Origin of the sequence: Niveispirillum sp., from assembly GCF_017996735.1 — a bacterium.
In the GTDB taxonomy this organism is placed as follows: Bacteria; Pseudomonadota; Alphaproteobacteria; order Azospirillales; family Azospirillaceae; genus Niveispirillum.
Genome location: NZ_JAGOGJ010000150.1, coordinates 1 through 14,802, shown reverse-complemented (window position 1 = coordinate 14,802; position 14,802 = coordinate 1). Strand labels below are relative to the sequence as shown.

19 protein-coding genes are annotated in these 14,802 nt (G+C 63.3%); 7 read left to right on the top strand and 12 right to left on the bottom strand.

The genetic code is table 11. The features are described from left to right. From bchZ to pufC, 7 genes are all read left to right on the top strand, one after another. Positions 1–1,374, top strand: a 1,374-nt coding sequence (gene bchZ, locus KBA48_RS28310) for a chlorophyllide a reductase subunit Z (protein ID WP_292912046.1), incomplete at its 5' end; no start/stop codon positions are given. A 46-nt stretch (positions 1,375–1,420) separates the two neighbouring features. Beyond that, a complete protein-coding gene (locus KBA48_RS28305; RefSeq protein WP_292912045.1) occupies positions 1,421–1,642 on the top strand; it encodes a hypothetical protein in 222 nt (73 codons plus the stop codon). Between the two features lie 116 nt (positions 1,643–1,758). Further along, positions 1,759–1,980 (top strand): light-harvesting antenna LH1, beta subunit, encoded by a 222-nt coding sequence (gene pufB, locus KBA48_RS28300; protein WP_292912044.1) that lies wholly within the window; start codon positions 1,759–1,761, stop codon positions 1,978–1,980. A gap of 12 nt (positions 1,981–1,992) precedes the next feature. Beyond that, a complete protein-coding gene (pufA, locus tag KBA48_RS28295) occupies positions 1,993–2,190 on the top strand; it encodes a light-harvesting antenna LH1, alpha subunit (protein ID WP_292912043.1) in 198 nt (65 codons plus the stop codon). A 114-nt stretch (positions 2,191–2,304) separates the two neighbouring features. Further along, on the top strand, positions 2,305–3,150 hold the full coding sequence (gene pufL, locus KBA48_RS28290; protein ID WP_292912042.1) for a photosynthetic reaction center subunit L: 846 nt from the start codon (positions 2,305–2,307) through the stop codon (positions 3,148–3,150). Positions 3,151–3,163: 13 nt separating this feature from the next. Next, positions 3,164–4,126 (top strand): photosynthetic reaction center subunit M, encoded by a 963-nt coding sequence (pufM, locus tag KBA48_RS28285; RefSeq protein ID WP_292912041.1) that lies wholly within the window; start codon positions 3,164–3,166, stop codon positions 4,124–4,126. Positions 4,127–4,139: 13 nt separating this feature from the next. Then, entirely contained in the window at positions 4,140–5,246 is a 1,107-nt protein-coding gene (gene pufC / locus KBA48_RS28280; protein ID WP_292912040.1) for a photosynthetic reaction center cytochrome PufC, read from the top strand. Between the two features lie 205 nt (positions 5,247–5,451). Here pufC and idi read toward each other — a convergent pair whose 3' ends face one another. The 12 genes from idi to KBA48_RS28220 all read right to left on the bottom strand — a co-directional run. Next, complete coding sequence (idi, locus tag KBA48_RS28275; protein WP_292912039.1) at positions 5,452–5,994, bottom strand: isopentenyl-diphosphate delta-isomerase; 543 nt, start codon at positions 5,992–5,994, stop codon at positions 5,452–5,454. 15 nt (positions 5,995–6,009) lie between these two features. Next, complete coding sequence (gene hemA, locus KBA48_RS28270) at positions 6,010–7,227, bottom strand: 5-aminolevulinate synthase (RefSeq protein ID WP_292912038.1); 1,218 nt, start codon at positions 7,225–7,227, stop codon at positions 6,010–6,012. A 32-nt stretch (positions 7,228–7,259) separates the two neighbouring features. Next, positions 7,260–8,081 (bottom strand): putative photosynthetic complex assembly protein PuhE, encoded by an 822-nt coding sequence (gene puhE, locus KBA48_RS28265; RefSeq protein WP_292912037.1) that lies wholly within the window; start codon positions 8,079–8,081, stop codon positions 7,260–7,262. 6 nt (positions 8,082–8,087) lie between these two features. Next, the gene (gene acsF / locus KBA48_RS28260) at positions 8,088–9,194 is read right to left on the bottom strand and encodes a magnesium-protoporphyrin IX monomethyl ester (oxidative) cyclase (protein ID WP_292912036.1); all 1,107 of its coding nucleotides are present in this window, start codon (positions 9,192–9,194) and stop codon (positions 8,088–8,090) included. Beyond that, on the bottom strand, positions 9,191–9,496 hold the full coding sequence (locus KBA48_RS28255) for a hypothetical protein (protein ID WP_292912035.1): 306 nt from the start codon (positions 9,494–9,496) through the stop codon (positions 9,191–9,193). Before KBA48_RS28255 ends, acsF begins: the two co-directional genes overlap by 4 nt. Next, complete coding sequence (puhC, locus tag KBA48_RS28250; RefSeq protein WP_292912034.1) at positions 9,493–9,990, bottom strand: photosynthetic complex assembly protein PuhC; 498 nt, start codon at positions 9,988–9,990, stop codon at positions 9,493–9,495. The genes KBA48_RS28255 and puhC overlap by 4 nt, the downstream gene beginning before the upstream one ends. Positions 9,991–9,996: 6 nt before the next feature. Then, positions 9,997–10,668: a photosynthetic complex putative assembly protein PuhB gene (gene puhB / locus KBA48_RS28245; protein ID WP_292912033.1), complete on the bottom strand. Its 672-nt coding sequence runs from the start codon at positions 10,666–10,668 to the stop codon at positions 9,997–9,999. Next, complete coding sequence (puhA, locus tag KBA48_RS28240) at positions 10,665–11,450, bottom strand: photosynthetic reaction center subunit H (RefSeq protein ID WP_292912032.1); 786 nt, start codon at positions 11,448–11,450, stop codon at positions 10,665–10,667. The genes puhB and puhA overlap by 4 nt, the downstream gene beginning before the upstream one ends. A 35-nt stretch (positions 11,451–11,485) precedes the next feature. Then, positions 11,486–12,925, bottom strand: a complete 1,440-nt coding sequence (locus tag KBA48_RS28235) for a BCD family MFS transporter (protein WP_292912031.1) — start codon at positions 12,923–12,925, stop codon at positions 11,486–11,488. Then, positions 12,922–13,635 (bottom strand): magnesium protoporphyrin IX methyltransferase, encoded by a 714-nt coding sequence (gene bchM, locus KBA48_RS28230; protein WP_292912030.1) that lies wholly within the window; start codon positions 13,633–13,635, stop codon positions 12,922–12,924. The genes KBA48_RS28235 and bchM overlap by 4 nt, the downstream gene beginning before the upstream one ends. 12 nt (positions 13,636–13,647) lie before the next feature. Then, entirely contained in the window at positions 13,648–14,466 is an 819-nt protein-coding gene (gene bchL, locus KBA48_RS28225) for a ferredoxin:protochlorophyllide reductase (ATP-dependent) iron-sulfur ATP-binding protein (RefSeq protein ID WP_292912047.1), read from the bottom strand. Between the two features lie 107 nt (positions 14,467–14,573). Then, a partial coding sequence (locus KBA48_RS28220) for a cobaltochelatase subunit CobN (RefSeq protein ID WP_292912029.1) occupies positions 14,574–14,802 on the bottom strand: 229 nt, incomplete at its 5' end.

Below are 14,802 nucleotides of genomic sequence, written 5' to 3'. Positions count from 1 at the left end.
GGGCTGCAGGTGATCATCGACGGCCCGGTGGGCTGCGAGAACCTGCCCGTCACCTCCGTGCTGCACTATACCGACGCCCTGCCCCCGCATGAATTGCCCATCGTGGTCAGCGGCCTGTCGGAGGATGAGTTGGGCCGCCATGGCACCGAGGGGGCCATGAAGCGGGCGCGGCTGGCGCTGGACCCCAGCCTTCCGGCTGTCGTCGTCACCGGGTCCATCGCAGAGATGATCGGCGGCGGCGTAACGCCGGAAGGGTCGAACATCGTCCGCTTCCTGCCGCGTACGATTGACGAGGATCAGTGGCAGAGTGCCGACCGCGCCCTGAAATGGCTGTGGACGGAATTCGGTCCCAAGGGTGGCAAGGTCCCTGCCCCGCGCCGGCGCCCGGAAGGGGCCAAGCCCCGCGTCAACATCATCGGCCCCATCTATGGCACCTACAACATGCCGTCGGACCTGGCCGAAATCCGCCGGCTGGTGGAAGGAGTGGGGGCAGAAATCAACATGGTCTTCCCCCTGGGAAGCCATGTGGATGATGTGCGCAAGCTGGCCGATGCCGATGCCAATATCTGCCTGTACCGGGAGTTCGGCCGTCTGTTGTGCGAAAGCCTGGATCGGCCCTACTTGCAGGCCCCCATCGGCATCCATTCCACCACGGCCTTTCTGCGGCAACTGGGTGAAATGCTGGGCCTGGACCCGGAACCGTTCATCCGCCGTGAAAAGCATACGACGCTGAAGCCGCTATGGGATCTCTGGCGGTCAGTGACGCAGGATTTCTTCGGCACGGCCAGCTTTGCCGTGGTGGCGGGGGAGACCTATACGCGCGGCGTGCGCAATTTCCTGGAAGAGGAAATGGGCTTGCCCTGCGCCTTCGCGGTGCAGCGCAAGCCGGGCGTCAAGACCGACAATGACGCGGTCCAGGACATGGTAACCGGCAAGCCGCCGATGATCATGTTCGGATCGTTCAACGAACGCATGTACATGGCCGAACGCGGTCAGCGCGGCAAGTTCATCCAGCTCTCCTATCCCGGCGCCATTGTCCGTCGCCATACCGGCACGCCGGTCATGGGCTATTCCGGGGCGTCCTGGTTGATCCAGGAGGTCTGCAACGCCCTGTTCGACATGCTGTTCGACATCCTGCCCCGGGCGGGGGAGTTGGACGCGATCGAGCCGACCACCACGCGCGCCGGCGGCGCCCTGCCCTGGTCGGCAGCAGCACAGGCGATGCTGGAACAGCGGATCAGCGCGGAACCTGTTCTGGTCCGGATTTCGGCGGCCAAGCGCCTGCGTGAGGCGGCCGAGCGGGAGGCACGCCGGGATGGCGCACCTGAAGTTACGGTGCGTCATGTCGAAGGGGTCGCCAGCGTACACGCGTAAAGACGTAATCAAGATGCCGTCGGGGGACGGCAACGGGGAGGACAAGATGATGTTCAGCATCGAACACGGGGCGGCCAGGGGCCGTCAGTTGGAGCGCGTGGAAATGCGCCTTGTCTTCCTGATCTCCTATCCGCTTTGTCTGGCCGCTGCCATGGCCGGCAGGATTACCCGAGTTTTTGACCGCGCGGGCGCCCGGCCCGCGCATTCCATCTTTGCCGAGGCCCGTTCGTCGGCCCACGCCGCCATCGGTTACGCGTTCAACGTGTAACCGCTTCCTTGCCGGTGTGCTCGACACCGTCAAAAACCCGGTGTCACCGCCTTGGCGGCACCACCGGAAACCCGCCGCGGGGGTGCCGCGGCATTCGAGACTAGGAGGTGGATTTGATGGCTGACTCATCAAACGTCTCACTTTCGGGTCTGACCGAAAGCGAAGCTCGTGAGGTCCATTCGTTCTTCATCCAAGGCTTCCTGATCTTCACGGCGATCGCCATCGCCGCGCATGTTCTGGTCTGGATGTGGCGCCCATGGATCCCCGGGCCGAATGGTTATGCCTCTCTTGAAGGCATCAACCAGACGGCGCAGGCATTTTTGCCGATGATTGGTTAAGGAGAAAGCGACATGTGGAGAATCTGGCTGATGTTCGACCCGCGCAAGGCGCTGGTCGCACTGTCCGTGTTTCTGTTCACGCTCGCCATCCTGATCCATTTCATCCTGTTGAGCACTGATCGGTTCAACTGGCTGGAGGGCAAGCCCCTCAAGACCAGCGCAATCGAACATTCGCTCTTCCAGGATGCGGATCAACAGAGCATCGGCTGAACCCCAAGACGGCAGCAGGCGTGGCCGGTGACGGCCCCGCCCGCCGCCAAAATTCAACAAATGACATCGCCAACTGGATGACCAACTGGCTGGCCTCTCTCGGAGGGCACGTACATGGCGCTGCTCAGTTTTGAACGCAAATATCGCGTGCGCGGTGGAACGCTGATCGGCGGCGACCTGTTCGACTTCTGGGTCGGGCCCTTCTATGTCGGGTTCTTCGGCGTTACCACCGCCTTTTTTGCCATTTTGGGCACGGCCCTGATCCTGTACGGGGCGGCCATCGGGCCGACCTGGAACATCTGGCAGATTTCAATCGCGCCGCCTGACCTGTCCTACGGCCTGGCACTGGCGCCGCTGAAGCAGGGCGGTCTCTGGCAGATCATCACGGTCTGCGCGCTGGGGGCCTTCATCTCCTGGGCGCTGCGCGAGGTGGAGATCTGTCGCAAGCTGGGTATCGGTTATCACGTACCCTTCGCCTTCTCCGTCGCCATCTTCGCCTATGCGACGCTGGTAGTGTTCCGCCCGCTGCTGCTGGGTGCCTGGGGCAATGGTTTCCCTTATGGCATCTTCAGCCATCTCGACTGGGTGTCGAACGTCGGGTACCAGTATCTGCACTTCCATTACAATCCCGCGCACATGATCGCCGTGTCGTTCTTCTTCACGACGACATTCGCGCTGTCGCTGCATGGCGGCCTGATCCTGTCGGCCGCCAATCCGGGTGCCGCCCTTGATGAGCCGGGCCGGCAGGCCGAGGTCAAGACCCCGGAATATGAAGACACCTTCTTCCGCGACATCATCGGCTATTCGATCGGCACGCTGGGCATCCACCGGCTGGGGCTGATCCTGGCGCTGAATGCCGGGTTCTGGAGTGCCGTCTGCATCATCATCAGTGGGCCCTTCTGGAACAAGGGCTGGCCCCAGTGGTGGAGCTGGTGGCTTGAACTTCCGATCTGGCGCTGAGGAGGATTGAGTGATGGCACAATATCAGAACATCATCACCCCGATCCAAGTCAGCGGCCCCGCCGAAGAAGGCATGCCGCTGCCCCGGGGAGACAGTCCGCGCACCGGAAAGCCGGTCTTCGAACGCCTGTTCGGCATCATCGGCAATGCCCAGATCGGTCCGATTTATCTGGGCTATCTGGGCACCTTGTCACTGGTCTTCGGCTTCATCGCGTTTGAGATCATCGGCCTCAACATGCTGGCTTCGGTCGGCTGGGACCCGATTGAATTTGTCCGTCAGCTTTTCTGGCTGGGGCTGGAGCCGCCAGCGGCCAAATATGGGCTGAAGGTGCTGCCGCCACTGGCAGAGGGTGGATGGTGGCTGATGGCCGGCTTCTTCCTGACCCTGTCGGTGCTGCTCTGGTGGGTACGGGTCTATCGCCGCGCCCGGCAGCTTGAAATGGGCACCCATGTCGCCTGGGCCTTTGCGTCTGCCATCTGGCTGTTCCTGGTGCTGGGCTTCATCCGCCCGCTGCTGATGGGCAATTTCTCAGAGGCGGTGCCGTTCGGCATCTTCCCGCATCTGGATTGGACGGCGGCGTTTTCCATCCGCTACGGCAATCTCTACTACAACCCGTTCCACTGCCTCTCCATCGTCTTCCTGTACGGCTCCGTCCTGTTGTTCGCCATGCATGGCGCGACAATCCTGGCGGTCGGCAAATATGGCGGCGAGCGGGAGCTAGAGCAGATCACCGACCGGGGCACCGCCTCGGAACGCGCAGCCCTGTTCTGGCGCTGGACGATGGGTTTCAACGCAACCATGGAATCCGTTCATCGCTGGGCCTGGTGGTTCGCCATACTCACCCCGCTGACGGGCGGTATCGGCATCCTGCTGACCGGCACCGTGGTCGACAACTGGTACCTGTGGGGCGTCAACCACGGGCTTGTCTCACCGCTGCCCGACATGTGGCCCAACGTCGTCGATCCGGCGCAATAAGGGAGGGAGGACCATGAAACTCTGGTTACCATTCGCCGCCTCCGCCGGCGCCCTGCTGGCCGTGGCCAGCTTCGTCGGCGCCGGGTGGGACGCCCCGCCCGTGGCCAGCGAACAGATCGGTTTCCGCGGAACCGGCATGTACCATCACCGCGACGTGGAGACGGAAGCTGCCCTGAAGGCCGCCAATATCGCTCCGCCCGCCCCGTGGGAAGCCGATCCGACGGGAGACAAGGCCTCCGCCCTTTATCAGAATGTCCAGGTCCTGGGTAATCTGTCGGGCGATCAGTTCAACCAGTTCATGGCCTCTATCACCGAATGGGTGGCGCCGGAAGCTGGCTGCAATTACTGCCACAACCCGGACAACATGGCGTCGGACGAGATCTATCAAAAGGTCGTCGCCCGCCGCATGATCCAGATGACACAGTCGATCAATGTCGACTGGAAGGCCCATGTCGCCGAAACGGGCGTCACCTGCTACACCTGCCATCGTGGCAAGGGCGTTCCCGCCCAGGTGTGGAGTGCGAGCCTGGAGCCGAAGCCGGCCGGCAACATGACATCCAACCGTGGTGGCCAGAATGTCGTCGCGGTCAATGCCGGCAAAACCGCGATGCCGCAGAACGCCCTTATGGATTATCTGCTGGGTGACAAGCCGATCCGGGTCCATTCGACCACGGCCCTTCCCACCGGCACCAACACCGTGGGCACCAAGGAAACCGAAGAAACATGGTCGCTGATGATGCACATGTCGGAATCCCTCGGCGTGAACTGCACGACCTGCCACAATACCAGAGCTTTCAACGATTGGGACCAGAGCCCGCCGCAGCGGGTGACCGCCTGGCACGGGATCAAGATGGCCCGCCACCTCAATGTCAATTACATGCAGGGTCTGACCCCCGTGTTTCCGGCCAACCGCAAGGGGCCGGAGGGTGATGTGCTGAAGATCGGCTGTGCGACCTGCCATAATGGCGTGCAGAAGCCGCTCTATGGTGTGTCCATGCTGAAGGATTACATCGACGCGGTGGCCGTGAAGGGCCCCACCGACGTGCCAAACTTCAGCGCCTACATACCCGGCAAGACCGAAGTGCTGGGCGGCGCCGCCACGTCTGTTACCCAGCCTTAAAGGGCCTGCGGGCCAGGCCCGCAGTTTCCCCTGTCATGGGCCGTCGTTCCCCCATGACGGCGACAACTTCAGGGGGGAGCCTTGCGGTTCCCCCCTATTCTTTTGTGCGGACGCCTGTCACGTGGAAACGGCACGGCGTCGCGCAGGTTCAAGACCTGTCGATCTGGCCGGGCATCGATTTTCTGTAAAGCGAAGATGGGTTTGATCAGGCCGCCTGATCGAAGGACAGGTCCGGAAACCGGTCCAGATAGATCCGCAGCCAGGGTGTAAAACTCTGCGGATCCCGCACAATTTCGCGCCGAAGGTTGGTCAGGCTGATCCAGCGCGTCGCCTCAACCTCTTCGGGATTGGGCGCGGGGATCAGGCGCGTGCGGTCGGCCGAGGCGCTGAACAGCGTCACGCGCTCATGCTCGCGCAGGCCGGCGCCAACATCAGCCTGATAATCGACGGTCAGGTGCCGGCGCAGGGGTATCGTGATGCCCAGTTCCTCCGTCAGGCGGCGGGCGGCGCAATCCTCCACCGTTTCGCGCCAATGCGGGTGGGAACAGCAGGTATTGGCCCACAGCCCAGCGCAATGATACTTGCCCCGTGCCCGCCGTTGCAGCAGCAGCAGGTCGGCGTCGAAGACAAAGACCGACACCGCCAGATGCAGTTGCCCCGTGATATGGGCCTGCATCTTTTCAATCGGATACAGCGATCCGTCGGCGGCCACCGCCGGGATGACGATTGGCTTGTCGATCACTCCCATGGCCGCCTCTCCTGATCAGGCCACCTTGCGGGCCAGCGCGCATTGCGACCACAGCGATGACAGCGCATCGGCCAGATGCTTGATATCGGCATCGGTATGCAGCGGCGTCGGCGTGATGCGCAGCCGTTCGGTGCCCACCGGCACGGTGGGATAATTGATGGGCTGCACATAGATGCCGAACTGATCCAACAGGATATCCGAAATCCATTTGCACTTGGCGGCATTGCCCACCATCACCGGCACGATATGGCTGGGATTGGACATATGCGGGATGCCGCGTGCGTCCAGCGCGTGACGGACCCGGGCCACGACGGCCTGATGGCGCGTGCGTTCGATCTGACTTTCCTTCAGATGCCGGATGGCGACCGTTGCACCGGCGGCCAGCGCCGGCGGCAGGGCCGTGGTGAAGATGAAGCCCGACGCGAAGGAGCGGACAAAATCCACCAGCACCTCCGTGCCCGTAATATAACCGCCCATACAGCCATAAGCCTTGCCCAGCGTGCCTTCGATGACCGTGATCCGGTCCATCAGCCCTTCACGTTCGGCCACACCGCCGCCGCGCGGCCCGTACATGCCCACGGCATGCACCTCGTCCAGATAGGTGATGGCGCCGAATTCGTCCGCCACATCGCAGATCTCGCGCATGGGCGAGATATCGCCATCCATGGAATAGACGGATTCAAACGCCACCATCTTGGGCAGTTTGGGATCGTCGGCCGCCATCAACTGGCGCAGGTGCCGGTAATCATTGTGGCGGAAGATGCGCCGCTCACAACCGGAATGCCGGATGCCCTCGATCATGGAGGCATGGTTCAGCGCATCGGAATAGACGATGATCCCCGGAATACGCGACAACAGGGTGCCCAGTGCGGCCCAGTTCGAGACATAGCCCGAGGTGAAGATCAGGGCCGCTTCCTTGCCGTGCAGGTCGGCCAGCTCCTTCTCCAACTGCACATGATAATGGTTGGTGCCGGAGATGTTGCGGGTGCCGCCGGCCCCTGCCCCGCACTTGGCGATGATCTCCGTCATCCGGGCCGTCACCTTCGGGTGCTGGCCCATGCCCAGATAGTCGTTGGAACACCAGACGGTGACTTCGCCGGTCTCGCCACTGGCCCGGTGGACGGTCGCCCTGGGAAAGGCGCTGCACTGACGCTCCAGTTCGGCGAAGACGCGGTAATTGCCCGCTGTCTTCAAGTCGCGCAATGCCTGCTGCATATGAGCGAAAACGTCCATTTTTATCCCCTTTCCGTCCCTGTATCTCAGACTTATTGCTGCTTGTCGGCCGCCGGCCCGACGACGGGCGGGCGGCCATGTTTGCCCCCACCCGGAACCGCCCAGCGCCAGAGCGCCGTGTCGGAAACGGGAAGGACAAGAACCAGATGTTCAAGAATGGCCAGCGCCATGAAGGTCGCCAGCAAAGAGTGTCCGACCACGGAATGATCCTGCGTCGCCTCATTGGCCGCGATCACCAGCAGCACGAACAGGCCCACCGCGCCCGCCATCAGCAGGTAGAAAAGCGGCGTCAACCGATCGGTCTTGAAGTAACTTTTCAGATGCGCGATGCGGCTTGGCATCAACTCACTCACCGCGTTCGGCGCACCGAAAAAGATCAACAGCTTCGCCGAAATCCGCATGCCCCACAGCAGGCCGAAGGCCGCCAGACCGAACAGGTTGGGGCTGTCTGCCAGCAGCAGCCAAAGCCCAAGCCCGGTGATCAGGATGGCAATCTCATGATCGCAGATCGCCTCCCACGCGGCGCGGAACCGGGCGAAACCTGACAGGGTCGGCGGGCACTCGCCTGACCGACCGCCCATCAGCACACCGGTCAGAAACGCCGCCTCATGCCAGGCCCAGACCAGCAGGGCCCCGAAGAACCCGGCATAGGAGCCGAAAGACGTCATCTCCTGTGCGCCAATCCACATCAGGCCGATACCGGCGACGCCGAACAGCGTCATCAACGGCATCACCTGTCCCGGCCCCCACTTGCCGCGTTCGGTCCGATGAACCATGGCCAGCACAAGCCCGGTCGACAGCCACCAGACCATGATGGCGATCAGGACAACGATGACCGGGTTGGCGACTTCCATGGCGCCCTACCAGACCGGCTGCAGGCGGCTCGTCGCGGGGATCGCGTTCGCCTTGGTCGGGATCATGTACATGCGCAGGAAGTTGCCGGCGGCCGCTGCCGCCCACCAAGTCTTGGTGACGGCGCCCACGACACCGCCACGCCGCTTGGCGGCAATGATGCGGCGGTTGATGCGTTCCATGCGCCGGAACCCCTCGCACAGGGCAGGGTTATCCAGGTCCAGCACCAGCGGGAAGCATTGGCGCGAAATCTCCGACGTCAGGCGGAAGACCCGCATGTCGTAATCATCGATATCCACACCCATGGCCGCATGAAAGGCCGGCCGCATATGGTCGCGCACATACATGGTGGCGAACACGGCCAGCAGGAAAAACTTGATCCATAGCTTGTTGACACCCTGCAACAGCCGCTCATCCGAGCGGATGATCAGGGAGAAGGCTTCCCCGTGCGAGAACTCGTCATTGCACCATTGCCGGAACCATTTGAAAATCGGGTGGAACCGGCGATCCGGGTTCTTTTCCAGATGGCGGAAGATGGTGATATAGCGGGCGTAGCCGATCTTTTCAGACAGATAGGTCGCGTAATAAATGAACTTCGGTTTGAAGTAGGTGTATTTCTTGGCCTTGGCCAGGAAGCCCATATTGACGCCGATGCCGAAATCCTTCAGCGCATCATTGATGAAGCTGGCATGGCGGGATTCATCCCGGCTCATATAGCCGAACAGCTCACAGATTTCCTTGTTGGTCCCCCGGCGCTTCATTTCCTTGTAAAGGACACAGCCGGAGAATTCCGAGGTCAGGGATGAGACCAGGAAATCGATCAGTTCCTCGCGCAGGTCGGCGGGCAGATCATTGATGTTGATATCGTCCCAGTCGGCATTGCGGCGGAAATGGCCCCGGTTGGGGTCGCTGCGCATCTGGGCGATCAGCGCGTCCCATTCCGCCCGCACCGGTTCCACATCAATCTTGTCCATCTCGTCGAAATCGGTGGTGTAGAAACGCGGCGCCAGCATGGTGGAGACCAAGGCGCTGCGCGTGGTGTCATTGACCGCGGCCAGCTTCTCCTCAATGGAGGGTTCATGGTCGTGGAGATCGGCCTTCAGTGCGTTGCTCATGACAATGCCCTCTCCGTGAAGTTGAATTCGCACAGTTCCAGCATGTCCAGGTCACCGGTGGCCCGGATCCAGGCGCGTTCCAGCGCGCCCGCGCGGGTGATGGTGGCCTGCCGGCGGAAGCTGCGGCTTTGGCCATAGGGAACCTGCACCGGCGCGCCATGCACCAGCACCTCATCGCCTGGATGGACGATGGTGCCATTGTCGAAGCGCAGATGCGCACCCAACGCCTCGAACGTATTATTGATCTCGACGGTGCAATCGACGGTCTCACGCCGCCGCATCAGGGCAAAGACAGGGTTCATGGCCTGGGTCCCCCTTGCAGGCCGAGCAGGGCGGCAAAGGCCGCCGCATTGTCCCGGCCGAAAGCGTCCAGATAAATGCGCTCACCCGTCGCGGTATCGGACAGGCTGACCCGCCCGGACTCCCAGCGGATCAGGCGGTAGGGCGCGTCCTTGGGTGCGGCGGCTACGTCGCGCATCCGTTCGAAGGCGCGTAGGGAGCCACGCACGAACCCACCCTCATCAGCGGGATAGTCGGCGATCACTGCCCCGGTCATGGCATCCGTGACCCTTACCCTGTCGCCCGGTGCCCGGGTGATGGTGATGTCGCGGATGGCAAGGGGTCGGCTCGCCTCCTCCCGCACCACGCCAATGCCGGTCTCCTGACCGAACATCACGGCAGCGGTGGCGAAGATCAGAAGCATGGCGGTGGACAGCAATATCCAGCGCGGGAACCGGTTTGTCGCCCGCCGCTTCCGGCTGTCGAGATAACCAAGGCTGAGCGCGGATCGCATCATCCCCTCCTATTCCGCATCAACGGCATGCGGGACGGCATCAACGGAATTAGCCGCCACCCGCAGACGCGGATGGTCGGACCGGGCGCTTGCATGCTGGCCATAGGCCAGCGTCAACACGGCTGCCACCGCTTCGGCATCGGGCAGGCAGATCAGGCTGGGTTCGGGTGAGGCGAAGCGCCAGCCGCGCACATGCGGCCATTGCACCATCCAGGACAGCCGGTAACCCTTGCGCAGGGCCATGGCGATGGTGCCGCTCCTGCCCCCCAGACGGCCCAGCGCCACCGTATCGATCTGGGAGAAGGGCAGGTTCAGCGTCATCGACAGGGCGACGCCGAAGCGCATCACCACCCGTTCGCTGGTCACGGTATAGAGCGTCGTCCGCTCCACGGCCCAGGCGAACAGTTCAAGCAGACCCAGCGCCAGACCCGCCAGACCGATCAGGACGGCAACCGAGAACAGGATGCCGCCCGCCGGCTGACCATCGGCCACGCCCGCCGCCGCAGCCCAGAGCGCCAGCACGACGAAATAGCCGCCGATCCAGGTGCTTTTCAGCACATGCCTGGCCACCAGCCGGGCCGACGGCCGCCCCTGCCAAAGGATTTCCTCCCCCGCCGGAAGATGCCCCGGCAATCCTGGGATCGGCTCTATCTCATGTTCACGGGCAACGAACTGTTTCACAGCAGCGACTCCTGTCTGTCACTGACGGCGTACAGCAGACCGGCGCCGTAATAGGCGGCGATCTTGTCCTCCTCCCGCAGCGTCACGGTCGCCTCATGGGCCGTGGCCGGCACATCGGCGAATTGTGCCGCCGTGATGGCGTGGACATAGAGCTGTCGGACGTTGCCGCGCCCGGTCCGGATCACGACGAAATTGTTGGGCAGCAGCACGGTGCGCGCCGTCACCCCGGAACCCACCGCCACCTCGTAATAGCGGATCAGATGTTCGGACCGGTCCACCCAGACATCACTGACCGTACCAGCCACCCGGCCATCACAGGCGATGACCGACAGGCCGCGCGGGTTGGTCTGCCCGTGGGCGATGGCAAAACCTTCGGCACGGCGCAGCGGCACGATGCGGGCATCGCCATGGGCCGTCATGTCCGGCGTTTCGGCCCGTTCCGCCCAGGAACCGGGGCCGACACCGGCCAGCAGCGGGTTGCCCAGCGGCTCAATGGGATAACCAGGCGCCTTGGCAAAGCGCTTGGCCGACAGGGGCCGCGTGTCGCGCACGAAGTCGGGCACCTGCTTGGTGCCCTGGCCGTGTGGCAACAGGAAGGTCTTCTTGGGCGGGATGAACAGGAACGGGTTCTTGTTGTACCGTCCCGTCGCATCCTCCTCCAGCGGGTAGCCTTCCCGTCGGTCCTCCTGCCGGAGGTACCAGAGAAGACCCGCGAAGAAGATCCAGAAGGCGTAAAGCACCATCTGCGCCACATCAAGGCTGCCGCCGAGAGAACCGATCATCTTTGTCCCTCCAATCATGGCGCTAGTGCCGGCGTTCAGCCGGGCATCTCCGCCAGGCCCAAACGCATGTTCCCAGAACCCACTGTCCGGTAGTGCTGCCCCGTCAGGGGGCCGATCACGGCCAGACAGACAAAAAGAAGCACGATTTCAAACGAGTAGACGGTGAGGTAGCCCGCAGCGCGGGTCATCATCGCCTCCCCCAGACGGCCATCCAGCGCCAGGCTGTTGATGCCATTCTTGATCAGGCCGGCTGCCAGCAGGCTGCACCCCATGGAAGTGGATTGTACCGCCCCCCAGGCGCCGACCACGATGCCGCTTTCCGATCGCGACGACAGCGCCATGGCGCCCAGCAACGTGCCCACGGAGAACAGCCCGCCGCCAAGGCCGACACCGGCGGCACCGGCATAGAACAGGTTCCGTACACCCAGCGGTTCGGCCAGGATGATCAGAGAGAAGGCGGAGATACCGATCAACAGGCCACGTGCGGCGATACGGTACATCTGACCGCCCGCCTGCAAGCTGTGCGCGGCCCAGGCAAAGCCGGCCATGGTGCCCGCCGCCCAGAAGCCGGTGAGCAGCGTGGTGCGCCCCACCGACATGCCCAAGATTTCACCGCCATAGGGTTCCAGCAGGATATCCTGCATGGAAAAGGCTGCCGACCCTACCGCCACCGCCAGCAGCAGACGGACGGTGCCCGGATCGCTGCGATACTGGCCCAGCGCTTCCCAGAAGCCGGCGCGGGTACCGCGTTCCGCCACCCGCGCGGGGTTACGCGCCTCCTGCTTCCAGATGGCGATGACGTTCAGTGCGATGGTGAAGACCGCCGTCCCCTGGATCACCTGGATCAGGTGCATGGCGGAGAAATCCACCAGCGCGACGGAGTAGAAGGCCGATGCGCCCATCATCCCGACCAGCAGCATGACATAGAGCAGCGCCACGACCCGCGGCCGTTTCTCCGTCGGGACCAGATCACTGGCCAGGGCCAGACCCGCCGTCTGTGACATATGCATGCCGAAGCCGGTCAGCATGAAGGCGGCAAAGGCACCGACGGCGCCTGCCCATTCCGGCCCCATCGTCTGTGATTGCAGCAGCAGCAGGGCGAACGGCATGATGGCCAGCCCGCCGAACTGCAACAGGCTGCCCAGCCAGACATAGGGAACACGCCGCCAGCCGAGCACCGACCGGTGCGCATCAGACCGGTAGCCGAAGAACAGCCGCAACGGCGCCGCCAGCACGGGAATGGCGATGGCGGCCGACACCAGCTCAACCGACACACCCAGCTCAACAATCATCACCCGGTTCAAGGTGCCGTTCAGCAGCACCAGCACGCAGCCAACCGATATCTGGAACAGGGCCAGACGCAGCAGGCGGGACAGCGGCATCTCCAAAGACGCCGCATCCGCGAACGGCATGTACCGGGTCCCCAGCTTCTGCCAGAACCCGATGATCCTGCGGTTGGCGGCGCCCATGCTCATGGCCGGAAGACCTCCATGGCTTGGGACTTGTAGAAGCCGATGGAGACGCGCTCTGTCCGCCCGACCAGCCAGCCCTTCATGTCCGGCCGGGCGACCAGATTGGCGACCAGATCGTCGGTGTCGACCGGGTAGATGGAGGGGGAGCGGTTGCCGCGCGGGAAGGCGCGACCGGCCGCCAGCATGGTGCGCAGAAAGCGCGACCCCGGCGCCAGCGTGAACACCATCTTCCGGTCGGTACGCGACGCCAGTTGTTCCAGCACGCCCGTGGCATGCACGGCGTCGTAATGGATCAGCACATCCATGGCCACCACGGCATCGAACCGGCCATGGCGCGCATTCAGCATGTCGCCGCTGTCGAACCGCACCGTGCCCCGATGCGCACCGGTGGGGCGATGCTCCGCCGCGCGCTGACGGGCGAAATCCACCATCTGGGCCGACAGGTCGATGCCCAGCACATCGGCGCCGCGATCCATCAGTTCCAGCGACATGACACCCGACCCGCAGCCCGCATCCAGGATGCGCCAGCCCGTCAGATCCTTCGGCAGCCAGCCCATCAGGATCTGGCGCATGGTGTCGCGGCCCCTGCGCACTGTCGCGCGGATGCCGCTGACCGGCTGTTCACCGGTCAGCTTTTTCCAGGCGTCCAGCGCGGTGCGATCGAAGTAATGTTCGATCTCTCCGGTCCGGCGTATGTGGTCGACTTGCGTCATCGCGGGCCCCTGTTACTCAAACCCGAGGAAATCGAAGATCTGCCGGTCCTTCATCGGCTCCACCAACAGCCCCGGCGTCCCCGTCCACATCGTCTCGGCCAGTTTCAGATATTCCTGCTGGATGGCCACGATCTCCGGGCTGTCCCCCATTTCGAACAGGGTGCTTTTCTTCAGGCGGCTGAGGCGGACCTGATCGCTGTCGGGGATATGGGCCAGGCGCTTCAGGCCGATGGCGGCGTTGTAGCGGTCGATCTGGTCGGTCTCGCGCGAGCGGTTGGCGATCACACCGCCCAGCCGCACCTCATAATTCTTCGACTTGGCCTTGATCGCCGCCACGATGCGGTTCATGGCGAAAATGCTGTCGAAATCATTCGCCGCGACGATCACGGCGCGTTCGGCATGTTGCAGTGGGGAGGCAAAGCCGCCGCAGACCACATCGCCCAGCACGTCGAAGATCACGACGTCGGTATCGTCCAGCAGGTGATGTTCCTTCAGCAGCTTGACCGTCTGCCCCACCACATAGCCGCCGCAGCCGGTGCCGGCCGGCGGCCCGCCCGCCTCGATGCACTGCACGCCGTTATAGCCCTGGACCATGTAATCCTCGGGCCGCAACTCCTCCGAATGGAACCCCACCTTCTCCAGCACGTCGATGACGGTGGGGATCAGGCTTTTGGTCAGGGTGAAGGTGGAATCATGCTTGGGATCGCAGCCGATCTGCAAAACCCGCTTGCCAAGTTTGGAAAAGGCGACCGCGAGGTTGGAGGAGGTGGTCGATTTGCCGATCCCCCCCTTGCCATAGACGGCGAAGACCTTGGCGCCATCGATCTCCATGGTCGGATCGAGATGGACCTGAACGCTGCCCTCACCATCCGCGCGTTCGCGCAGGGACTGGATCAGCCTTGCATCACGTTCCACCGCCTTGGTATTGATCTGTATGTTCATTCGGCAGCCTCCCTTGCCACGCCTTCCAGACGGTCTTCCAGCTCCTCACCGGCCCGTTTCAGGGCGGCAAGGGTCTCGGTGTCCGGCTGCCAGTAATTGCGTTCATGCGCCTCCATCAACCGGGCCGCGACCCGGGCCGTGGAGGCGGGGCTCAGGCTCGACAGACGCCGGCGCATCTGGGGGTCGAGCACGAAAGTCTCGGTCATCTGTTCATAGACCCAGGGG